The sequence below is a fragment of the Bacillus sp. FJAT-27916 genome, from assembly GCF_001183965.1.
GTDB lineage: Bacteria > Bacillota > Bacilli > Bacillales > Pradoshiaceae > Pradoshia.
This window is the reverse complement of the sequence record NZ_LFZV01000001.1, coordinates 653,405-676,188: the sequence shown is the minus strand read 5'-3', so window position 1 is coordinate 676,188 and position 22,784 is coordinate 653,405. Positions and strand designations below refer to the sequence as shown.

The 22,784-nt window shown below is 38.4% G+C and carries 23 protein-coding genes and 1 pseudogene; 11 read left to right on the top strand and 13 right to left on the bottom strand.

Annotation, left to right across the window (positions count from 1 at the left end; genetic code table 11):
- Positions 1–21 precede the first annotated feature (21 nt).
- Together AC622_RS03155 and AC622_RS03150 are read left to right on the top strand one after the other, a co-directional pair.
- Positions 22–540, top strand: coding sequence for a hypothetical protein (locus tag AC622_RS03155; protein WP_049669753.1), 519 nt, complete (start codon positions 22–24; stop codon positions 538–540).
- Positions 533–2,503 (top strand): hypothetical protein, encoded by a 1,971-nt coding sequence (locus tag AC622_RS03150; protein ID WP_049669752.1) that lies wholly within the window; start codon positions 533–535, stop codon positions 2,501–2,503. The genes AC622_RS03155 and AC622_RS03150 overlap by 8 nt, the downstream gene beginning before the upstream one ends.
- Before the next feature lie 930 nt (positions 2,504–3,433).
- On the opposite strand, the gene AC622_RS03145 is transcribed toward AC622_RS03150, so the two are convergent.
- From AC622_RS03145 to AC622_RS03135, 3 genes are all read right to left on the bottom strand, one after another.
- Complete coding sequence (locus AC622_RS03145; protein WP_049669751.1) at positions 3,434–3,802, bottom strand: hypothetical protein; 369 nt, start codon at positions 3,800–3,802, stop codon at positions 3,434–3,436.
- 199 nt (positions 3,803–4,001) lie between these two features.
- On the bottom strand, positions 4,002–4,370 hold the full coding sequence (locus tag AC622_RS03140) for a hypothetical protein (RefSeq protein ID WP_049669750.1): 369 nt from the start codon (positions 4,368–4,370) through the stop codon (positions 4,002–4,004).
- A gap of 30 nt (positions 4,371–4,400) precedes the next feature.
- The gene (locus AC622_RS03135; protein ID WP_049669749.1) at positions 4,401–4,637 is read right to left on the bottom strand and encodes a DUF4041 domain-containing protein; all 237 of its coding nucleotides are present in this window, start codon (positions 4,635–4,637) and stop codon (positions 4,401–4,403) included.
- Between the two features lie 214 nt (positions 4,638–4,851).
- Here AC622_RS03135 and AC622_RS03130 point away from each other — a divergent pair, with 214 nt between their 5' ends.
- Positions 4,852–6,681, top strand: a complete 1,830-nt coding sequence (locus AC622_RS03130; protein WP_049669748.1) for an ATP-dependent nuclease — start codon at positions 4,852–4,854, stop codon at positions 6,679–6,681.
- Positions 6,682–6,976: 295 nt separating this feature from the next.
- Here AC622_RS03130 and AC622_RS03125 read toward each other — a convergent pair whose 3' ends face one another.
- Together AC622_RS03125 and AC622_RS03120 are read right to left on the bottom strand one after the other, a co-directional pair.
- A complete protein-coding gene (locus tag AC622_RS03125) occupies positions 6,977–7,237 on the bottom strand; it encodes a hypothetical protein (protein WP_049669747.1) in 261 nt (86 codons plus the stop codon).
- Positions 7,238–7,331: 94 nt separating this feature from the next.
- On the bottom strand, positions 7,332–7,775 hold the full coding sequence (locus tag AC622_RS03120; protein WP_049669746.1) for a hypothetical protein: 444 nt from the start codon (positions 7,773–7,775) through the stop codon (positions 7,332–7,334).
- 467 nt (positions 7,776–8,242) lie between these two features.
- On the opposite strand from AC622_RS03120, the pseudogene AC622_RS03115 reads away from it, so the two are divergent.
- A pseudogene (locus AC622_RS03115) lies at positions 8,243–8,416 on the top strand (glutamate racemase); the annotation flags it as partial.
- A 200-nt stretch (positions 8,417–8,616) separates the two neighbouring features.
- Here the strand turns inward: AC622_RS03115 and AC622_RS03110 are convergent.
- Positions 8,617–9,696, bottom strand: coding sequence for an NAD(P)H-dependent flavin oxidoreductase (locus tag AC622_RS03110; protein ID WP_156185543.1), 1,080 nt, complete (start codon positions 9,694–9,696; stop codon positions 8,617–8,619).
- 334 nt (positions 9,697–10,030) lie between these two features.
- Between AC622_RS03110 and AC622_RS03105 the strand changes: the two genes are divergently transcribed.
- Together AC622_RS03105 and AC622_RS03100 are read left to right on the top strand one after the other, a co-directional pair.
- On the top strand, positions 10,031–10,741 hold the full coding sequence (locus AC622_RS03105; RefSeq protein ID WP_049669744.1) for a B3/B4 domain-containing protein: 711 nt from the start codon (positions 10,031–10,033) through the stop codon (positions 10,739–10,741).
- 561 nt (positions 10,742–11,302) lie between these two features.
- Positions 11,303–11,494, top strand: coding sequence for a hypothetical protein (locus tag AC622_RS03100; RefSeq protein ID WP_049669743.1), 192 nt, complete (start codon positions 11,303–11,305; stop codon positions 11,492–11,494).
- Positions 11,495–11,610: 116 nt separating this feature from the next.
- On the opposite strand, the gene AC622_RS03095 is transcribed toward AC622_RS03100, so the two are convergent.
- The 5 genes from AC622_RS03095 to AC622_RS03080 form a co-directional block, all read right to left on the bottom strand.
- Positions 11,611–11,790, bottom strand: coding sequence for a hypothetical protein (locus AC622_RS03095; RefSeq protein ID WP_049669742.1), 180 nt, complete (start codon positions 11,788–11,790; stop codon positions 11,611–11,613).
- Between the two features lie 65 nt (positions 11,791–11,855).
- Positions 11,856–12,011: a YezD family protein gene (locus AC622_RS20490; protein ID WP_082197002.1), complete on the bottom strand. Its 156-nt coding sequence runs from the start codon at positions 12,009–12,011 to the stop codon at positions 11,856–11,858.
- 279 nt (positions 12,012–12,290) lie between these two features.
- Positions 12,291–13,076: a hypothetical protein gene (locus tag AC622_RS03090; protein ID WP_049669741.1), complete on the bottom strand. Its 786-nt coding sequence runs from the start codon at positions 13,074–13,076 to the stop codon at positions 12,291–12,293.
- Between the two features lie 126 nt (positions 13,077–13,202).
- Entirely contained in the window at positions 13,203–14,021 is an 819-nt protein-coding gene (locus AC622_RS03085) for a formate/nitrite transporter family protein (RefSeq protein ID WP_049669740.1), read from the bottom strand.
- Between the two features lie 181 nt (positions 14,022–14,202).
- Positions 14,203–14,736 carry an HD domain-containing protein gene (locus tag AC622_RS03080; protein WP_049669739.1) on the bottom strand — a complete coding sequence of 178 codons (534 nt, stop codon included), beginning with the start codon at positions 14,734–14,736 and terminating at the stop codon, positions 14,203–14,205.
- 214 nt (positions 14,737–14,950) lie between these two features.
- Here AC622_RS03080 and AC622_RS03075 point away from each other — a divergent pair, with 214 nt between their 5' ends.
- From AC622_RS03075 to AC622_RS03055, 5 genes are all read left to right on the top strand, one after another.
- Positions 14,951–16,444: a Na+/H+ antiporter NhaC family protein gene (locus AC622_RS03075; RefSeq protein WP_049669738.1), complete on the top strand. Its 1,494-nt coding sequence runs from the start codon at positions 14,951–14,953 to the stop codon at positions 16,442–16,444.
- 157 nt (positions 16,445–16,601) lie between these two features.
- Entirely contained in the window at positions 16,602–16,949 is a 348-nt protein-coding gene (locus AC622_RS03070) for a PadR family transcriptional regulator (RefSeq protein ID WP_049669737.1), read from the top strand.
- Positions 16,936–17,916 (top strand): HAAS signaling domain-containing protein, encoded by a 981-nt coding sequence (locus AC622_RS03065; protein WP_049669736.1) that lies wholly within the window; start codon positions 16,936–16,938, stop codon positions 17,914–17,916. Before AC622_RS03070 ends, AC622_RS03065 begins: the two co-directional genes overlap by 14 nt.
- A 152-nt stretch (positions 17,917–18,068) precedes the next feature.
- Positions 18,069–18,575, top strand: a complete 507-nt coding sequence (locus AC622_RS03060) for a cupin domain-containing protein (protein WP_049669735.1) — start codon at positions 18,069–18,071, stop codon at positions 18,573–18,575.
- 80 nt (positions 18,576–18,655) lie between these two features.
- Positions 18,656–19,882 (top strand): ROK family transcriptional regulator, encoded by a 1,227-nt coding sequence (locus AC622_RS03055; RefSeq protein WP_049669734.1) that lies wholly within the window; start codon positions 18,656–18,658, stop codon positions 19,880–19,882.
- Between the two features lie 54 nt (positions 19,883–19,936).
- Here AC622_RS03055 and AC622_RS03050 read toward each other — a convergent pair whose 3' ends face one another.
- Positions 19,937–21,115, bottom strand: coding sequence for a galactokinase (locus AC622_RS03050; protein ID WP_049669733.1), 1,179 nt, complete (start codon positions 21,113–21,115; stop codon positions 19,937–19,939).
- Positions 21,116–21,131: 16 nt separating this feature from the next.
- Positions 21,132–22,634 carry a UDP-glucose--hexose-1-phosphate uridylyltransferase gene (galT, locus tag AC622_RS03045; protein WP_049669732.1) on the bottom strand — a complete coding sequence of 501 codons (1,503 nt, stop codon included), beginning with the start codon at positions 22,632–22,634 and terminating at the stop codon, positions 21,132–21,134.
- Between the last annotated feature and the right edge of the window lie 150 nt (positions 22,635–22,784).

Sequence of the window (22,784 nt, the reverse complement as noted above, 5' to 3'; positions counted from 1 at the left end):
CTTATTTTAAGGGGAAAGAATATGCTAGCAAATTTTATTAAATGGATTTTAATACCTATATTGATACTATTAATAGGATATGAAGGGACAGTTTATTTTGAAAACAACAGTAATCGGTTTATAAATATCTTTACTATAAGTAAGGAAATAAACTCGCTTACAACTACAATTTGGTCTGTTCAAGCAGGAATAATATCCCTTAGTATCGCTCTACTCGCTTTAGTAGTAGGTCCAAGCCGAGAAAAAAGATATGGTCTAAATCTATTGGAGTTTTATTTTGTCAGAAAAAGAAAACTATATACAGGTTATGAAGTAATTATTATTTTGTTATTAATGATTCCATTCAATTACTTTTTTGTAGCTAAAAATATGTTATTTGGAACTTTATTAAACTTTTTCATTTGCCTTTTAGGTGTGTTAGATATTTTAATCAGTATTTTTAAATTTCTTAAAATTGATGATGAAGTAAGATATGAAATCCGGTCCTTTATTCTTGATGAATTCAGGCTTTTAGTTGAAAAGGAGAATAAAGATGTTTGAATTGCTTTCTAAAATTTATACTCATACAACTGAAGAAATTAGAAATCAAAACCTACAGATTACCAATGAAAATATCATTTTATTAGAGGAAATATTTAAAGAGATATTTATTACAAGTAAATTACCGGAAAAATCAACCATTGTTGCAGACTGCATCAATGTGTTGGAAAAAATTTCAATAGAATTAGTCGAGTATGGTTATTTCACAAATGCCTCCCAGTTAATAACTAATCTCTACAAAATTTCTAATGATAAGGCTATTAATTTTCAATTATATTTAGATAATGCTTTATTCAGTTTACTATATAGTTTAAAGGACATTAAAGATGATTTTATATTAAGGAAAATGAGTTTTAACACTCTTTTTACAGAAATGTATAAGAACGCACTTTTAGAAAACAATATAGAATTTGATAAATATATAGTAAGTGTTTTTAACCGTCTTTATTACCAAATTATGCAGAATAAATACATCTCACAAGATGAAAAACAACTACATATAAAAAAGCTAATAGACAATATATTAACAACAAGATATATGAATGGAACGGAAGATAACAATTATGAAGACCTAAATACCATTGAGAGAATTTTATTAACGCTATTAATAACTGCCTTGAATCATAAAGACAAAGAAACTTTCGTATACCTTTGGAGCAAGGTGAATAACGAACAAAATTTGGGTGAAGACTTTGATAGAATCATTTTAATAGTTAGTATTTATTCCTATTACATTTCTTATAAAGAGGATTTAGTCAATAAAGAGGAATATAAAAATCTTTTAAACCATTATATGGATATCAGTAATCACTTTTATGAATGGGACTATACTGATTATATTTGGGGAAATTTAGATAAAACAAAGAGCTTCTTAAAAAATTTTGAGATTATGCCAGAAAACAGAGAAGCTAAATGGTTAATCATAGAAAACGTAATAGATGAATATTATCTATTTTACTGTGCTTCTGTTAATCCAGAACATATATCAAAACTGAATTTTGATTCAATCACCAGTATACTCTTGAGGTATAATACGTACGAGGAAGATCAAAAACTATTGACATCATATCAAGATTTTAAGTCTTTTTTTAATTTAGATAATGGTAATGCAGATAGCAAGTATGAGTTAATCGCTGTGTTTAATACATTAAAAGATATGTATTACATTAATTTAATGGCCAATTTAAAAGAATTAGATATAGCTTTAAAGACTAATTCTAATATTCTTTTGGAGGCTAAAACAGAAGAATTTAATCAAGAGTCACTGGCAAGAGTATTAGCAGGTACTAATATTGATGATCCCACTTCATTAAAAGAAGAATCCCTAGTAATTCCTATCCCTATACAACTTTTGAGCAATGACTCTGAGAAACAACGTTTAGTTAATGAATATAAAAATAAGAAATTACAAGATACTCTTGATTCAATAATTATTAGGGAGCTTATAAAAATGAGTAGTGAAAAAAAGACTCATTTTAAACTTGATTACAAAGCAAATAATAAAATAAATTTCTTACGGACAGAAATCGATAAGCTTGCTCAAAAGGATGGTAACCATATTCATTTATACACAGGGGTTAAGGAAAATGCTATTTCTTTATATAAGGAATCAATTAAGGAAAAAGATTATTACAAAAATTCCCTTCAGGACTATACAATTATTTTCAACCCTAGACAAACTAAGTCGTGGTTTCTCTTTAATCCTCTACAAATAGAATTATACTTAAATGAAATTTACATAATATATAGAGATTTATCATCTAGTGAACTTGATAAAATACTTGAGAAATGTCAGGATTCAGACGGAATTTATAGTTTGCAGTTGATTAATTCACTCAATTATACACTTTCTAAAATTGATGCTGAATCATATATTAGGTTAAATACTAAAGTAATCGAAATCAAATTCCAATATTCACTAAATCTTATCGACAAAGATTCCATCCGATTAATATCCTGGTGAAAAAAATTGCAGCATATTCTTTTTGTTTTTCCTAGCTTCTAAAAGTATAGTTTTCATCCAATTTATAAATCAAAACTATATTGAGTTAAGTAAATATAAGTTAGAACCTCATAAATAGGTCACCATACCTATATCTAATACTTAATGCATTTACTCAATGAATGGTCAGTTCTCTTGAACTGACCATTTTCTTTTGTCTATTTCACAAAAACACACAAAATTTCCCTATTATCTATTTGCTATTAAATACCATATTTGCTAAAATGAGAGAATACGAGGTATGACTAATTTTATAAATTAGTTTTTTCAGGAAGCCGAAGCAAAAAAAATAAGCCTCATCGGCTATATTTGTTGTGTCTATAATCCACGGGCGGCATCCCGTTTCATATAGATAATCCATTTTGAAAAGGTGGTGATAATTTTGCTAAAAAACCAAAGAAGTGAAAGCTCCAATAAAACATTAAAATTTCTAAAACAGCAGTTTACTAGAGAAAATATATTAAATGCCCTAATAAAGGCTATATTCACTGCTATTATTAGAGCAATATATTCTCTAATAAAGATAGTTTTTCAACACCTAATCAATATTTAAGTTATTAAATCAAATTGTTCCTCTCGGTCTTCGTGAGAGATTGAGGGGAATGTAATCATTATGTATACATTACGTATACATTCTTTACATAATTAATATTATCCCATCATTCCATAATTATCAAGTTTTTTGTTAATATTAATATTAATATTTATGTTAATATTGGTAATTTGTTTTATCTGCTTTTTATAGCTATTTATTAATGATCCCCTATAGAATAAATCTAAATCCAGTCAAAGATATATCGACAACCAGTACAATACACAATTTGAATATCATTTTCCATAGGGGGTTAATATGGAAAGCTGCTTTAGGATTAATATTGGGCTAGACTACAATTAATCTCGATTATTATTATCTGGAAGTTTAAATGCTAATGGTAGCCAATGTTCTTCTTTATAATGATATTTTGGTTCTTTCGCAACTGGCTCCCCATATACTTTAGTTTCACTATATCCATACCCTAATACACGTGATACTTCAACAGGAATAATAGTACCAGTTCCTATTAATTCTCTGACTGCTGTTAAAAAATCTTTAGACATACCCTTCCATAGAAATACAGTTGGATTATCAGGAAAATCTAAAACGAAATCCCCTTTATAAGGAATTCCTTTACTTTCCAAATGATTCTCTATATCCCCAAAATTTGCCGATTTATATTCCACTATATATTGTATTATTTCCTCTTTAATTTTATCTTTCATTTTAAAATAGTCCTCCTTTATGAATTCGAATTAAAGATCCTGTTATTCCAATAAATACCACAATAAGATGAATTCAAAACATTCAGAATTAAATTAACAAACTATTGAAATGCTTAGCAATATTAGCATATATAGCAATAAAATGATAAATTATAATTTCATCAGAAATACCCAAAAGAAGATAAAAATTTAAATTGGACTATGCCCTTTTGTGGAATATAGATGCTCCACTTAACTCTCGAATACAATCTAATGGTTCAAGTCTCCTTGTCATCCCAATTTTAAATACATTCTCCCCAAAGGCCCCTAAGTTGGAAACTATATATGCAAACCCTGCTTTTGCATTACGAACCCTATAATCTAATTCAGATCTTTCTTCTATCTTTTTAAGTTTTATTTCAGATTTCTCTAGTTCTCTAATTAAATCCTTCTTAAAGTTATCTTCAGCTTTTTCTAGTTTATTTCTATATATCAAAGATGCATTTACATTTATATAATATTGTTTTTCTTTTTCAAGAACTTTTAATCTTTCTTCAATCTCTTGTTTTACTCTTATTTCTTCACGCAATAATTCTTTCTGAAGCCTCAGTTCCTTACTTTACTCATTTAGCTTTTTAGCATATTCATAAGCAAGGTATGGTTCTTCTAGCTTCAAGTTTAAAAAATAATCAGTAATCTCAATAGATAAGTATCTATTTAACTTATCTAGCTGTTCTCTAGCTTTTCTAATCTTTTTTTCTGCAGATTCTACATTATTAAATTTCACTTTATGGATAACAGCATCACATTCATTGTTAAAAGAACGTATCATTAATTTAATATGTTTCTTAACCATCGCCTCACCTTGACGGTAGCTATCATTAAGTTGCCACCTCGTTTTCAACTGCCAGATTATACTTTATAGCTTCTTTTTGAGTAGTACGTAGGAAGAGTATTGTATTAATAGACTAAAGCTATTTTTTTGTATTAAAACAAATCTAGCTGTAAAATAATTACATAAAGTAGATATATAAATGTACACAAAATACAACCATATAGGAGAGGATAATTTGAAAATAAAGGAGTTAAGTATAACGAAGTTTAAGTCAATTGATGATATATATATCAATACTGATAATCTAGTTTCAATTGTAGGGAAAAATAATTATGGTAAAACTGCAATATTTGATGCTATCCAAGTCTTTTTTCGCAAAAGGAAATTTACAGAAAAAGACATTCATATGTTTTCCTCCGAAGAACTACCGGTTATTTCAATTACATTTCAACAGATTGATACAATAGATTTGCAATTGCTTTTAGAAAGTTCAATAAATCGAAAAAAAGCGCAAGACTTTTATAATCAAGCACTAAAAAAAAGAGAGGTACAGATAACCTTATTTTTTGAGAAAGATAATGACAAATACAAAGGTTGGTATGTTTTCGAAGAAAATCAGGAGAGAATCCCGCCAAAGACTATTGAGGAATTCCTACCTGATTTAAAATATATATCTTCCATTCGAAATCCAGAAGATAACAGTTTTAGTAAGAAGAGTAGTAATATTAGTCAACTAATGGAGATGTTAATTGGGGGGAATAAAAAGAGAGACAATAACGAAGAAGTTATTATCGATGGTGTACCACTGAAAATTTCAGATGTAAAAAAGGAACTAAAGAAACTCGAAGATGAGAAAGTAAAATTATTATCATATGAGTTGAGCAATAAATTCCAAGAGATAATTGGTAATCAATCTTTGTCTATAGAGATTCAAGCAGATCAAACCGATATTATCCATTTACACAAAACGAAAATTAGAGACCACGATATTTTAAATGAAGCTATAAATAGTTTTGACATAGAGTCTAGCGGAACAGGTATGCAAAGTTTATTAATAATAGCAATTCTTGAAGCTTATATTGAACATACTATAGGAGAACAGGATTTTATCCTTATTATTGAAGAACCCGAAGTTTATTTGCATCCTTCACTACAAAGAAAAATTATAAATATTTTGAGAGAATTAAGTATATCGAATCAAGTATTCATTTCAACACATTCACCAGTAGTAGTGAGTCAATTAGCTCCACAGGAGCTAATTTGTATAAAAAAAGAACGTGGTATTACAAAGAAACTTTCATCAGATCCAATACACATTATTAGTGAACTAGGTATAAAACCTGATGATATTTTCCAACATACTAAGATATTGTTTGTTGAAGGACCAGATGACAAAAAATTAATTAAATCCATTCTCCAAACTTTGATGAAATATAAAAAGATTAAAACAGATTTGCTAAAAGTTATACAAATTATTGAAGTGGGCGGTATAGATACTCTTGGTTTCTACACGAATGCAAGAATTCTTGATGTTATGAATAAGGCACACCATAATAATTATAAGTTCTGGATACTCGTAGATTCTGATGGAAATACAAAAAACGAGGTAAAGACAAAGATAGAAAAGAGTCTATCTGAGTTTTCTTATATATATAACAAAGATAACGCATTTATACTGGAAGAATATTCAATAGAATCTTATTTTATCGATGAAAATATTTTATGTTTCTTATTTGACCATCTAGACAAAGAGAAGACAGCAGCTTTATGCCGTAAATACTTTGAAATCTATAATAGAGGTAAAGCAGAAAAAAATAAAATAGGTAAGAGCCAATTTCAAAATAGGTATAAACCTAAAAACTTTTTCTCTGCAAAAGAAGAAATATTCTATAAACAGACTTGGGGATTAAGTAACGAAGAAATCAAGTTGCTAAACGAGATACAAAGGAATTGGAATACTACTAATATAGACCTTTATATTGAGCAGTTTCCTCTAGAGTTGATTGAGGGGTCGAAATTATCTGAATTTATGCGTTGTATGTATGCGATTGAAGATCAAATATAGTTATGATATTTCAAAAAACGATAAAAAAGAAATTAAACTAAGCAGGAGATAATAATTGACCTATTTTATTCTTCCGCTAAAAAGAGCCTTATCGCATATTATTTCTAGAGAGGATTCACTTGGTGAATTTTCATTTTTAAATTTTTTCCATCTCCAGTTTTATTAGACTAATATATAACCTAGTGACCACCATACCCACATTGCACATATTTTTGCACAGAATTAATTTTCTTATTTAACGTAACCGAACATATTTAACAAAATATCCGACAAAACCATACGTATTTAACGTATTTTACTTATTTAACAATCCCCCTATAGCTGGCAGCGAAGAGGTCAGGGGTTCGAATCCCCTTAGCTCCATACCGGAAAACCCTTGATAATCAAGGGTTTTTTCTTGTTTTACGGGAGCTTTCTTTTCGAGGAGCAGGTGGGATTGCACATTTATTGCACAAGTTGTTTTGGCTCTATGATTATTGAAAGAATGCTTCTTCAAAGCGGATAACTCCAAGACAAGCCGATAGTAATGACTTTTGGGGTCATACTGCTCCTGCATCAAGGTCCCCTGCAAATGGCAAAGAATTTAAAAATACAAAGAGACGGCCCATAGGCCGCCTCTTTTTTGTCTATATTTTCCGTACTTATTTCTACTATTTAAATACCAATACTTCGCTGAAAAACCAGTAGGTCAGCATCCCTAAGATGTAAGCAATAACATCCCAAAAATCACCGGTACTTGATTGTATAAAAAGGGGCGTGATCAGCTCCCAGCAGATACCACATAATAAGCCGGCAATCAGGAAGTGCTGGATCTTTGTTAGCTGAAACGAAGTCCAGTTACTCAAGGATAAAATAAAGTTCAGGTATGCTGCAAAGGAGATGCCTCCAAGGTAGTCATTGAAGTGACAGCGCAGCACATATCCAAGCACAGGAATCTGTACATCTGCTTTAATCAGTTCATTCACTTGAAATAGGATCAGCGGGACAATGAAAAACAATAGATCCTTTTTCTGTTTCCTATTTAACCGCATATTGCGAAGATAACCAAGGCGACTATTACCGCGAGAACTGTTGATAAGAAACCCATAAGGCATCCTCCTTTACAAGATAAGATGAATATCTAATATGCTTTTATTGGAGCATTTCTTAAATACATCTATTATCCCCCCAATGTTAATAGGCATTACATGAATATTGAATTTGCCGCTCTTTCATATGGGGCAGCGTCTTTTATATACGGCCATAAGAAGAAAAGTCTAGGATCATTTAGTTATATTACCTGCTGTTCATAAGGGCTCTCCTCTGTTTTGAATATTAATAATATTCACCTATCTCTATTTTAACACCAAAAAGATATTCTGGCATAAATATATTCGTAAGAAAAAGACCATTTGAAAGCAGATAGAATCAGGCTATGCATCATAGATAATATTGATTCTATTTAATTCAGGACATTCTTATTTATCAGATGCCGTTAATTGCAGCAATGAAAAAGTCGTCTTAGTTACTTTAATAAAATAGTATATTTAAAAACCCTTTATCTAGGAGAAGAGTGAATATCATAAAGATTGGTTTTTTTGATTCTGGTATTGGGGGAATGACGGTCCTTCACCAAGCATTGAAGCTTATGACGAATGAGAGCCTCCTATTCTATGCAGACACCTTGCACATGTCATACGGTGTTAAACCCAAGGACAAGGTGAAGAAATATATAGTTAATAAGGAAAAGGTGCTCCCCTATCTGCAAAAGGAATGAGCTTTACATGATTTAAGCCACTTCGGCAAAGTCGTTTCATTTCGGAAAGCTAGTGAAGGCTTCAGAAACATTAATGAAGTATAACGTAAAATAAGCTGGACGAAACCTATTCAAATGCTAAAAAAGCCCAAGCCACTTAGTGCTTGGAGCTCTTCTTTCCACCTATTTTCTCGTTTTCTTCATTGGGTTCTCTTGATTTCCTCCGCCTCAGAGAGAATGGCTTTGATTAAGGATTCTGCCGATAGACTTCTGGCTAATCTCGGACTTTGTCCTGACCATAACGAGAGATAATCAGGATTCTCGTTTGCGCTTGAGACTTTTCTGATATCTTGGGTCAGCGTGTTTTGGACAGGAAATTCAGGGAGTCCAGCTTCATGCTTTTGCATAACCTCGGTGAAACGATTATGTATCCCCCTCGCCCATTTTCCTGAGAAGGAACGGGTTAAGGTCGTGTCATTCTCGTTCGCATGAAGGACGGCCTCCTTATGGACATCTTGAGCACCACTTTCCGCGCAGGTTAAGAAGGCTGTCCCCAGCTGCACTCCCTTGGCTCCTAAGCAAACAGCCGCCATCAATCCCCTCCCATCCATTATTCCGCCGGCAGCGATAACCGGGATGCTTACATGATCAACTACCTGTGGTATCAAGGACATCGAGCCAATCGACCCCTCTATTGCTCCAGGCAAGAAATTCCCGCGATGCCCGCCAGCCTCACTCCCTTGAACGACGACCATATCCATTCCTCTCTCCTCATTTACAACGGCCTCTTCGACTGTTGTGGCGGTTCCTATTAAGAGGGTGTTTGCTTGTTTTAATTCCGCGATTATCTCAGATGATGGAATTCCAAATGTAAAGGTGCATATAGGGATGCTCTCTTCAATGATTACCTTAATTTGTTCATGAAATGTTTTTTTTAGCTGCTCGTAATCAGGAACGACAGCCAGCTCTTTAGCAGGGAGATTTAACTCCTCTCGTAAAGGATTCAAAAGACAGTTGGCCCTTATTATCTCCTCCTCACTTGCCTCAAATTCATTCGGCACAAATAGGTTAACACCGAACGGCTTTTTGGTTCGCTCTTTGACCTCCACTATTTGGCTTCTCATTTGCTCCGGTGTCATATAGCCTGCTCCAATCATTCCAAGTGCCCCAGCACGAGAGACAGCGGCTACCAGCTCAGCTGTCGTGATCCCGCCTGCCATCGGTGCTTGTATAATGGGATACTCAATTCTCAACCGGTCGGTCATTTCATTGTAAAACACATAATCACTTCCTTTTTCAGTCTATTGAATATTCTTCTAGAAGGTATCCTTCTTTTCCTTTATGCCAAGACGAATGGAAAGGGAATGGAGGAGCATTCTGCCAAAATATTTTGTTGCATTTACAATATAATTTCCGATAGATATAATAAAGTGAAACTTCCTTCAGGGGGGCCTTTTCTCCACTGAAGGTTAGTTGAACCAATCGGGCTTTTATGGACAGTTGATCTCCTGCCTGCTTCTCGGTTTTCTACGCTTTTTTCAGCGGGAGTCATACTGTCCGTTAATGCGGGATAAGAGTACTGACAATCTACTGAAGAAATGGAGTTGTTCTGAAATGGGGAAAATCATCATTGACGAAGCTTTTTGGGATGTCTTTCCGGGAGCGCAGCTAAATGTATTGGTCATCACCAACATTCAAAATCAATGTTCTAAGGAAAAGCAGGCTTACTTTGCTGAACTCTTGAAGGATGCATCAAATGAAGCCAAGCAGTATTTAACCAATGAGACATTCAGCAAAAACACTGTTATTGATGAATGGCGAAAGGCCTTCAGCCAATTTAAAACTAAAAAAGGAGCCCGCTCCTCAATTGAAGCTCTTCTCAAGAGGGTCAACCAAGACAGGGCTTTCACCCCCATTAACCCTTTAGTAGACATATACAACAGCATTTCACTCAAATATGCGGTACCATGCGGCGGCGAGGATTTGCAGCTCATCAGCGGCGACTTGCATCTCGGCAAAGCTAAAGGGGGAGAATCCTTCCTTCCGTTAGGTGCTGACCAAGACGCCCCTGCACTGCCTGAAGAAATCATTTATTACGATAATGAAGGGGCCATTTGCCGCTGTTTAAACTGGCGTGAAGCACAGAGAACCATGCTCACCGAGGAAACGACCGATGCTGTCCTCGTCATTGAATCTATTAATGAAGACCAGGCGCTGCGGGCTGAGCAGGCGATGGAAGAAATGAAAGTGCTAATGAATTCCTTCTTCCAAACTGAATGCGTGATTACAACGCTGTCGAAGGATAATTCCTGCTTTGAATATTGAAGATAGGTATAGAAACTGATAGGAACATTCCATAGATAGGATGTCCCTATCAGCATATTTGGATTTCGATGAATAGCCGCATTTTACAATATCCTTCATCTTCGCCCCGCCTAGCTCTGCTCCCCTCTTTCCGATATGGTCAAAACGCCAAATAAACTCACGCATTGTTCAATTTACCAGTTCATTTTTGACATATTTTATGGTATGGTTTGTAAAGACAGCTTCATGTATAGACTCGTAAACTCATCAAATAATTCTATTTGAATTTGACCAGGGATTTGAAGGCCCTGCTTGCAGCAAAGAGATTTGAAGGAGACTGCTCCTTAGACAATATAGAAAAACTCTTGCGGACCAAGGGTTTTTTCTTTTTTCTCGGCTTGGATTAATCCTTTCACCTGGATCCTCCAACGCCTAAAACTGGTCCATGATAATCCGACACCAGGCCCTTCATTACTTGCTGATGGCTCATTTAGCTTTTAATGATGTGAAGAAATCACGCTAAGTACAGCGGTGATTGTATGGTCTTCAAGTTAGTGATGCACCTAAGAGGGGATGATTTGTATGAAATACTTACTAATTAAAGCACTGTTTCTATGTGCCATGTTTTTTGTCTTTTATCAAAATCTGTCACATGTTTATGCTGCTGAGCAAACAGGGAAGATTGCCTTTGATCCGGTTGAAGCTGTGCTCGAAGTGTCTGTCATGACAATTTTGACAATCATCGTACTCGTCGTTGAACCGAAGAAAGGCTAATAAACTTTATTTAATAAATGAAACACAGTCTGAATGATGCAGAGACTGTGTTTATTTTTTGCAGCAAAAAAGCCGTCCCATTATGCGACAGCCTCTTCCTTTGGACATTTGCCCCTTTATCCCATTACAACACTTACAACCAGATAGACAACCAAACAGAGTACAATGCTCTTTATGTACATGCCTGCTGCTTGTTTAGCTGACTCTTCCTCTTCTTGTTTACTCATTTTGATTGATTGGATGGACCCATAAAAGATCCCGGTCATAATGGCAATGATCATAGGAATCGTATTCATGCATGCAGCCTCCTCTAAACTATCCTACCATATCTATGGGGAAAGTTTTACTGAAGCGGCTCCTCCTATTTCTTGACGGCTAACCGGTATTTTTCTCCCTTTTCGATTTGGGTAATTTGTGAATCATGGATTTTTATTTCAACCTTTCCGTAATCTATCTCTATGAGGAAACGAATAATCTGCTCAATGGCTGCTTTATTGGCCTGTTCTTTACGAGACATTGCCCCCGCTCCTTTCTAATTCTTTCAATTCAACGTCATTATTTCATTCTGACCAACCGACGTCAGTCTTATCGCTGATAATGAATTGCAATAGCCGCTCTCCCTTCGATAAAAATGTAAAAGGCATAACCCCTCTACAAATAAAGGGTTATGCCTTCGGTGGTCCGATCGGCCAGTCATTCAATTTTCTGATTAATCAGAGTATAAAATATATTATTCCTATCTGTCAACTACAATTTAAATTTTCCCGTCGATCATAAAAAAGCATCCAGATGATTCTCATTCTGAATGCATTTGCTCACATGCCGCTAGAACCCTTTCACATTCCTTTACGGTCTGAATGATTTCTCTGAAGGAACTCCCGCCTGTCAGCTCCTGTGAATGGGCAAGATTATTTCGAAGCAGCTCAAGCTTATTGAAAAAACGCTCTGCAGCTGCCCGTGATGTAAAACCGAGATTTAAAAGCAGCTCCTTTTTCTTCACAATTAAGGTTTTCTTGTCACTGAGCTGCAGACAGTCAAGAAGCGTTATCTCTTCATTTCGTTCCTTTCTCATTTCATATAAATGCTCAGCGCTTCTCAGCCGCTCCGTACTCACTTTCTCCTTCCAGGACAGATCCCTATAAACTTGTTTGACAACATAGAGAAGATGCATCTCCATTAAAGAAATGATACCAAATAAAAGCATCCGAACCGGCGGCTTCTGCAGGTCTGCCAACGTAACAAGCCTAGTAACCTCATTTCTCTCAAGAATAAAGATTCGGTCAATATGCTCAAATAAATAGAGCAGATGAATTAATGGTGTAGATTCCGAAACAAGATCAGAGGGCTGAAAACGAATCATCGCGCTGCTCCCTCTCTCTAAATAGCCAATTACCCTGCCATTATCCTTTATACCAACGACATCAAAGCCGGTCTGCTCCATATAATTCAGAATATCATCCATCTTGCTGCCTGCTTCAAAGCTGACCAATTCCTCAGAAATATGGTTGACATGAATATTCTCTTCAAATAACTTCCGCAAGCTCTTATACGGGCTTGGAATAGAGGATTGTTTCTGATTCATCCCTCAATGCTCCTTTTATGTATGATTTTTCCTTATTTCCCTATCGTACTCCTTGGCCTAAATATTCGTAAACCTATATGCTGGATATTAAAGGGAGGATGCTGCATGAAGCGCATCCCCCATCATTTACTCTTCTATCTCCTTCGACTCCTCTTTCCTGAGATCTGTACCGGATGGCAAATGCCCTTCGTAGGATTGCCAGTAAACAGCCGCTACTAGGACTGCTCCCCCTATGGCATTGCCAAGGAATACTGGGATAAAGTTGCCGAAATACTCACCCCAAGAAAAATATCCTTCAAAGATTGCAGCTGGTATGATGAACATATTTGCGACAACGTGCTGAAAACCGATAGCGACAAAAGCCATGATAGGGAACCAAATAGCAGCAATCTTCCCTCCAATATCTTCAGCCCCATAGGATAGCCAGACAGCAAGCCCGACAAGCCAGTTACATCCAACAGCCGAGATTAATGCCGGCCAGAAATCGGCCTCAAGCTTATGGCCAGCCGTATCAACAACCTTTTCAAGGAATGCTCCGCTTGATGTTAATTCCGCCAAATGCCCGAAGAAATAAGCAACGAAAAGGGCTCCGGCAAAGTTACTGAGCGTTATCCAAAACCAGTTATGAACAAGCCTTGACCAGCGTACCCTTCCTGTGAGGCAGGCCATTGGCACCGCCATCATATTGCCGGTCAATAGCTCACCGCCAGCAATCAAGATTAAGATAAGCCCCAAAGGGAAAACAGCCGCTCCTAAAAACGAACCAAAGGTCCCCCAATCCGACGGTAAACTTGCCGTCACACGGACAGATAATAAATACCCCGCTGATATGTATGCTCCGCCTAAAAATCCTAATAGCAGCATGCTTTTTAAATTCAAGCTCGTTTTCTTTACACCGGCTTCAACCGCATATGCAGCAATATCCTGCGGACTCTTATATGCCATGCTTCTTCCTCCCAAATCTAGTATCGTTCCTCTTTACCACTATTTGGTTAACCTTATCCCTCTAACCCCCATTTAATTATAACTATATTCCAATACAGTAAAAAAGGACTATTTTGTGAAATATTATCCTATTAAACACAAAAAAAGAGAGAACCCCATGACACGGTTCTCTCCTCATTCATTATACCGATTTCTTATTCTCAAATCCTTGAGCTGCATCAATCATCTTATCAAGCTTAATGATGCTTTTTCTTGCCTTTTCATAGTCAACTTTGCGGTAGTGGTGCAATCCGCCTTCTTCCTCATCCATCTCATCAGCCCATTTAACAATTTGCTGAAGGGGGGTGCGTACGATATCATTTGTGGGAAGAAAAGAGTCCGTATGGAATAGGATCGCTAGCGATACAGTCTTCGCCTTCACTGGATTCTCTCCAAGTCTGATTAATAATTTATGCGCCCTCTCAGCCCCTTTTATCGCATGAATATCGTTTTTGCGATAGAGGTCATAATCCCACTTCCCGTTCCGGTACCAGGTGAAATGCCCCATATCGTGAAGTAAGCCCGCCTTAGCGGCCGCATCAACATCCTCCCCCTGCTCCTTCGCCAGGTTAAAAGCATGATAAGCTACCGCAATCGCATGAGCTAATCCAGAACGATTCAAGTACTTTTGTGCAATTCGATGTTCAAAAATATCTAGTAAAGTGACATCCCTCATTTCTCTCTCCTCCTTCAAAAAACCGAATATTTATGTGCGCTCATTTATATTAATGTGCATTATAGCACGCATGAGGTGTAAATTTAAAATAAAAACGTCGAAATGTGAATAATTCCCTGTATATAAATAAATTTAATATTTTATTAATATGAAACTCTCTTTATTTACGTTAAATTATGTTGATATAATATTAATTTTGTAAGGAGGTAGACATATGAATGGAACAGCTATAGTACTAATACCACCTCTTGTCATCATTATGCTTGTCCTTTTGACAAGGAGGGTCATTCCTTCACTCGGCGTTGGAATTATTCTTTCATCCCTTATCTTCGAAAACTTTCACTTCGGCGATACAATCAAGCGGATTGGAAAAACGATTCTCCATCTTTTCTACGAGGATGGCGAAGTCGCAACCGGAAATCTGAATGTTCTTGGATTTCTTCTTTTGCTCGGAGTCATGACCGGCATGATTCATCTATTAGGCGGAGGAAGGGCATTCGGGGAGTTCGCTTCCAAAAAGCTTCATTCCAAAAGACAGGTAACAATGGGAACGGCTCTTTTCGGAATGACCATGTTTCCGGATGACGTATTCAATATGTTTACGAACGGACAAGTTTCTCGGCCATTATTTGACCGTTTCGGCATATCGCGTGAAAAACTGGCCTATATGATTCATTCCACCTCAGACCCCCTCTGTGTTTTAACACCCATCTCAAGCTGGGGAGCGTATATTACATCCATATTTGCAGCCATCTTTGTCATGCATGATATGGATGAAAATCCAATTGTGACATTTGTTGAGGTAGGATTCCTGAATTTCTATGCATTAACCACTATCGCGCTTGTCTTCCTTGTCGCTTATTTCGATCTCCGTTTCTGGAAAATGCGGAAGGCTGAACTACATGTAAAACCATACGATTCAAATGATTCACATCGCAAAGGGTCTATTTGGTCATTGTTCATCCCTATCCTTGTATTAATGATCAGCTCTATTAGTTTATTAATATGGACTGGCTATCGAAATAGTGACACGAAAAGCCTCATTGATTGGTTTGCGAATGGGGAGGTCAGCTATTCCCTGCTTATGGGCGCTTTGACAGCCTGCCTTGTAACCTTTGTTTTCACAATCCGTACAAAACAGGTGAAATTTGTTCCCCAGGCTCTCATCAATGGGATGAAGACAACCTTGCCTGCGGTCTGGATTCTCTTGTTTGCCTGGATGCAGTCCGAATTAACCGGGTTATTGAAGACCGGGGAATACTTAGGCGGCATTATTGAGCAAACAAGCCTGTCCAGCTCATGGCTGCCGTTTCTCTTATTTATCCTGACAGGAATCATGGCATTCTCCACTGGAACAAGCTGGGGAACATTTGCAATCATGCTTCCAATTTCCGCTCAGATTGGCCTTGTCACAGGAGTGGATATCATCCCATTATTTGCTGCCGTTCTCTCCGGGTCACTCTTTGGAGATCATTGCTCGCCTATTTCTGATACGACGACTGTTGCCGCATCAGCAGCCGGGTGCAACCATATGAACCATGTACTGACGCAAATTCCTTATGCGCTCACAGCTGCTTCGATTACGGCTGGAGCTTTCCTCTTCTATGGCCTAACAGGAATTTCATGGATTTCCTATTTATTTATCCTTCTTATGCTGACTGGCATTACCGTCATCTATCGAAGAAAAGAAGCAAAACAAACCGTTTAAGATACCTTCGCAAAGGTTCATCGAATGAGCTTTTTGCGAAGGTATTTTTTATATCATTATTTATCTGAAAATTGTATACAAATCACTATCACAACAGTTATACTTTAAGAAACATAATACTGTATCATGCATAGTATGTATCATAGGGGGTGCACAGATGAATACGTTGTTGAACTCATTAATGACAGAATTAAGGAGAGGGACATTAACATTGGCTGTTCTCAATCAGCTTCAAGAACCTCAATACGGCTATTCCCTTGTCCGTTCATTGGAACTAGCCGGAATCACAATTGAACAGAGCACCTTATATCCTTTACTAAGGAGACTCGAAAAGCAGAAGCTGGTAACAAGCTATTGGGACACATCGGAAAGCAGGCCGCGCAAGTATTATGCACTCAGCAAAGAAGGCAGTGAGTTGTATGAGCAATTGAAAGAGGAATGGCTTATCCATTCTAAACGATTGTATGACATGTTAAATGGAGGGGGAAAAAATGAATCTGATTGAGACGTATATACAAGAAGTCATTCGCCGGCTGCCTGAGAGAAATCGGGAGGATATTGCACTGGAACTCCGTTCAACCATTGAGGATATGCTGCCTGAGGATTATACGGAACCAGATGTAAAGGACGTGCTCACACAGATGGGAGACCCGGCCAAATTAGCAAGAGAATATCGTGATTGGCCGCAGTATTTAATCGGCCCTCGTTATTTTGAAAGCTATATGGCCCTTTTAAAAATCGGTTTGTCCATCGGGTCAGCCATAGCGCTGATTGCTTACCTTGCTCAGCTAGTTAACGGTTTTACAGGCGAGGAGTCTTTCTTAAGTCTCTTGTCAGCTATAATCATAGGTGCAGCAGGCTCAGTGATTGAGACGGCCATGCATGTGTTCTTCTGGACAACAGTAAGCTTTGCTGTTGTCGAAAGAATAGATTCTTCAAAAGGCGGACAGCCATTTATATATAAGAAATGGACTCCTGATGATTTAAAGGAAGTATTGGACCGGACAAAGGAACGAAAGATTTCCAATGTCGAAGTATTCGGCGGATTGTTTTGGACAGCTGTTTGGGCAACCGTTTATTATTATGCGGACCAATTAGTTGGAATCTATCACAGCGGCACAAATGGCCTGGAATTTATTACACCGATCTTTAATCAAGAGGTGCTTCAAATGTACTGGCCGGCCATCATCGCTCTCATCGCCCTGGAGATTGTCCTCTCCCTTTTCAAATGGATGAGCGGGAAATGGACAATAAAGCTAGCCGCATTTAATACGGTCCTTCAAATCATCACCACAGTTGTCTTCATTCTAATCGCCAATCAGCCTCATTTATTCGATGCTCAACTCATTGCCTATCTAGGTCAATCCTTCAATGAAGAGGTACGCACTTGGACGATCAATCTAGCCATGACCCTTTTCTTCATGGGCGCAGCCTTTAATGTCTATGACGGCTTTCGGAAAGCCAAACGATAGAAGCTTTAAGAGTATTTAGCATGATTACCGCTATTTAGAATGGAATCACGAATAAGGAGACCAGTGCCAAAAGCCCGTTCAGCACAGGTCTTTTTGTCTTTGTTTAATAGCTCCAGCAAGCGGGAAAAAGCGCATAAAAAGGAGGAAAAACGATGACAGACATTCAATACCTATTCTTTCAAGATGATGGATTCATACCAAATAATCCTGAGCTTCCTGCAGCTGTCTATAAAAAGGCATTGGAACCAGGTATGATAGAGGACATTTTCCGCCGGCATCAGTGGTCAAACAGCTGGACAAACGGCGTCCTTCAAGAACACCATTATCACAGCAATACCCACGAAGTACTCGGAGTGGCGAAAGGACATGCCCGATTAATGCTTGGCGGTGCTGAGGGACAGATGATTGACGTTGAATGCGGCGATGTCCTTGTTCTTCCTGCTGGGACAGGTCATAAATGCATAGAGGCCCATGAAGGCTTTACGGTTATTGGTGCCTATCCTAATGGCATGGACTATAACATGAAATACGGTAAACCTGATGAAAGACCAGCAATTCTTGAAGAAATCAAGCAGGTGCCATTCCCTGAGGCTGATCCAGTTTTTGGCGAAGACGGTCCATTGCTCAAAAAATGGATGAACACAGGTTTCCGCATATAAACTCCTGTTCCATTCGTTTATAATAGGGATAGACTTTGTCAAGCAAGGTCTGACTATATTTTATGACAGCGGGAGGCCACATGAGTAAAGAATTCATTACCGGAAGCTTTCAAAGAATGAAATCCACCAACCTCTCCATCGTTTTAAATCTAATTCGTGAGAAAGGCCCTATTTCACGGGCAGATATCGCCAAACTCACAAAGCTGACCCCTCCTACCATCAGCAACCTGACAAAGGAGCTTCTAGTGGAGGAACGAATCGTGGAACAATCCCTAGGCGAGTCCAGCGGTGGCCGTAAGCCGACCTTACTCACGCTTAATAGTGAACGACATCACATCATCGGGGTTGATATTGGCTCTCATGAAATGAATTTAATCTTAACGAACCTTACAGGCGAGGTTAAACATAGCATCATTCAAGCAATGCCATCCTCTGTGAAGAAGGAATCACTCCTTTCCTTATTGACCAAAAGCATCCGTACGATGATAATCAGCGCTCCAGAGCCAGAGAAATTAATTGGAATCGGCGTGGCTATGCATGGAATCGTCGATGTGGCCAAAGGGGAGTCCGTATTCGCTCCAAACCTCAACCTGCATCATATACCCATTAAAGACATACTTGAGAAGGAATTCGGTCTAATGGTGATTGTTGAGAATGATGCACGTGCTATCGCCCATGGTCACCAATGGTTCGGTCATGAGAAAGGTGCCCAAGACCTTGCCTGTATCAATGTTGGGCGGGGAATAGGCGCCGGGCTAATTATAGACGGAGAGCTTTATCTGGGCCATGATTTCATCAGCGGAGAAATTGGGCATATGGCGATTGACCTGCATGGACCAACTTGCTCCTGCGGCAATAATGGATGCCTCCAAACCTTTGCAACAGGCCCGGCGATTGCTGAGAGAATGCGAGCCAAACTCGAAGAAGGGGAATCGAGTTCTCTTTCCGTTATGCTTGGAGACGGCTCATGCAGTGAAATCACAGGCGAGGAGGTCTTTGAAGCGGCAAAGGCTGGGGATTCGCTTGCCCAGCAAGTCTTACAGGAGGCAGGAGAATACCTTGGCATTGGATTAACGAACCTGATACATATCATTAATCCCGAGAAGATTGTCTTAAGCGGCGGAGTCATTAATGCACGGGAGTTTCTGCTCGATACTGTCCAGGAAACGATTCAAAAACGCGCACTGACGGAGAAGGCAAAAAAAACAGTGATTACTGTTTCCTCCTTTGGAAGCTATGCAACTGTCATAGGAGCCATATCCTTGGTTTTGCGTGAACTATTCTCGGAATCTCGGAGTCTCAAATAAAAAAAGAATGATGCAGAATTAGCCAAAACGACCTTCCTGCATCATTCTTTCTTTTTAGATCTCCTTTGCACCATCCCCGATATCGCAAAGATAGAACTCAGGTACTAACCCTGTTCTTTCTTCATAATGCTTCGCAACTTCCTCCTGGAATCGAGCCACCGCTTCATTCTTGACGACGCTGACATTGCATCCTCCGAAGCCGGCCCCTGTCATCCTAGTACCAATACAGCCATCTACCTTGCATGCTTCCTCATACATTACATCCAGCTCCGTACCTGTAACCTCGAACAAATCACGCAATGATTCATGAGACTGCTTCATCAGCTTGCCAAACAAAGCTACATCATGGTTTTTTAATGCTTCTGCTGCTCTTAGCACACGGGTATTCTCGCAGATAACATGATCAACACGTTTTTGTACAACCTCCTCCTTGATTGTATCCTTATACAACTGCCAATTATCGTAGCTGACATCGCCCAATGTTTTGATCTCAGGCATGGATTGCTGCAAAACAGCCAATCCACTCTCACATTCAGCCCTTCTCTCGTTATATTTCGAATCAGCGAGACCACGGCGTTTATTGGTGTTTGTGATGACGATGGTATATCCATCAAGCTCTACTGGCGCATATTGATACTCAAGCGTGTCACATTTCAGCATGATGGCATGGCCTGCTTTTCCCATAGCGACAGCGAATTGATCCATAATGCCGCAATTGACACCAACGAACTTGTTCTCAGCTCTTTGAGACAGCTTCGCCAATTCTACTTTATCAACCTGACACCCAGCTAGTTCACTTAATGCTAGTCCGGTCAACACTTCAATAGAAGCAGATGAGGAAAGGCCAGCCCCATTTGGAATATTGCCGTGGAACATGATGTCAGCACCCGTATAACGTGCTTCTTCATCTCCGGCAAGCTCGAGCAATTCTACTAGTACTCCCTTCGGATAATTAGCCCAGTCATCCTCCTTCTTGTACACAATGGAATCAACTGCTGTCTGCGCTGTAGTATCAAAATTCGTGGATTGGAAATGGTAGACACCATCCTTCCGCAGGCGAGCGACTGCCCATGTTCCAACAGAAAGAGATGCCGGGAAAACATGCCCCCCATTAAAGTCTGTATATTCACCGATCAAGTTCACGCGTCCTGGTGTGAAGAATACGCGAGCCCCTTCTCCAATGCGACCGAATCTTTTATAAAATTCTTGAAGTAAATGTTGTTTTTCCATCATCTCTTCCTCCCTTTTATCAGCTATGAATTTGGTCAATAAAGCGAATGAAGGCTTGCTGACCCTCTGCTGTTTGCTTAAATACTCCTGAGTGCTCAAGTACGGTTAAGAACCGGGCTCCAATTTCCTCTTGCATGATTTCATTAACTGTATCGCTTGTCAGCTGCCCCCGTCTTGTCCTGATTTCCTCATACCAGTCATAATGCTTTAACATATCAGTCTGCCATTCTTCCTTTTCCGTGCTCTCTACTAAATAATGAGATAGCCTATTCACTTCTTCTACAAGCCGACCAGGAAGCACAGCAAGTCCCATCACCTCAATTAGTCCGATATTCTCTTTCTTAAGATGATGCAGCTCCTGATGCGGATGGAAGATTCCATCTGGATGCTCAGGTGACGTCCGATTATTCCGCAGGACAATATCCATCTCAAATAAACCGCCTCTCCTTCTAGCAATTGGTGTTACCGTGTTATGAGGCGTGCTGCCGCTATAGGCATGAATATCGGCCCCTTCATCGCTATAGGTCTGCCACACTTTCCAAATACGCTCTGTTACCATAGCTACTTCTTCCTTTTCACCACGGAGGCGAATGACTGACATCGGCCATTTCACAATGCCTGCCGATACATTCGGGTAACCAGCCAGCGTAAAGGTTTGGGTGATTGGGGCTTCTTCAATCGCAAATGTATAACGCCCCCCTTGGAAATGGTCATGATTTAAGATCGATCCCCCAACAATCGGCAGGTCTGCATTCGAGCCAATGAAATAATGCGGGAATTGGTCAACGAAATCGAGCAGCCGGTCAAATGTTTCTCTTGAAATCTTCATGGGCATATGTTCTTTCCTAAGCACGATGCAATGCTCTGGATAGTAAACATATGGCGAGTACTGTAAATACCAGTCTTCATGATTAATAGAGAGCGGAATAATGCGGTGATTTCCCCTCGCCGGATGGGTAAGTGTTCCCTTGTATCCTTCATTCTCCGGACAAAGCAGGCATTTGGGATAAGAAGAGGAAGGTGCATTCTTCAGCATCGCAATTTCCCGAGGGTTTTTCTCCGGCTTGGATAAATTAATCGTAATGTCCAGTTCGCCGTATTCTGTCTTGGTCTTCCATAGTTGATTTTTTTGAATACGGTCCATACGAATATAGTTGGACAGGATAGAGAAGTGATAGAATTGGTCTGTTGCTTTGACGGGACTCGACACATAATTCTCTCTGAACTGACGAATAACCTCAGACGGCCTTGGCAGCAAGCAGGTCATTAGCTCCGCATTTAGGAGATCTCGCTCGGTCATTGTATTAGAGATACTCCCCTTTTCCTCCGCAATATCAAGAATAGTATCCAGGATTTCGTGAATAGTAGACCTTCCCTCGAGCGGTTCACTTTCAACCCATTCTGAAAGGTCTAACACAGACATAAGCCTGTTCCGTGTATAAATTTCATCTTCTTTTGGCAGGAGACTATTGTCGATGCCATATTGGAGCAGACTTTGAATTGTTTGATAGATGGATGGCATATTAATTCACCTCAATCGCATTCTCTCGAAACCCTTTTCATTTTACTTTATTAAATTAATTAATAAACTTTCTACCCTCACTATACTGTTTTTTCATAAAATAAACAATTCAAAATACAGTGGATTCATAAATTGTTTGAAACTTCTTTT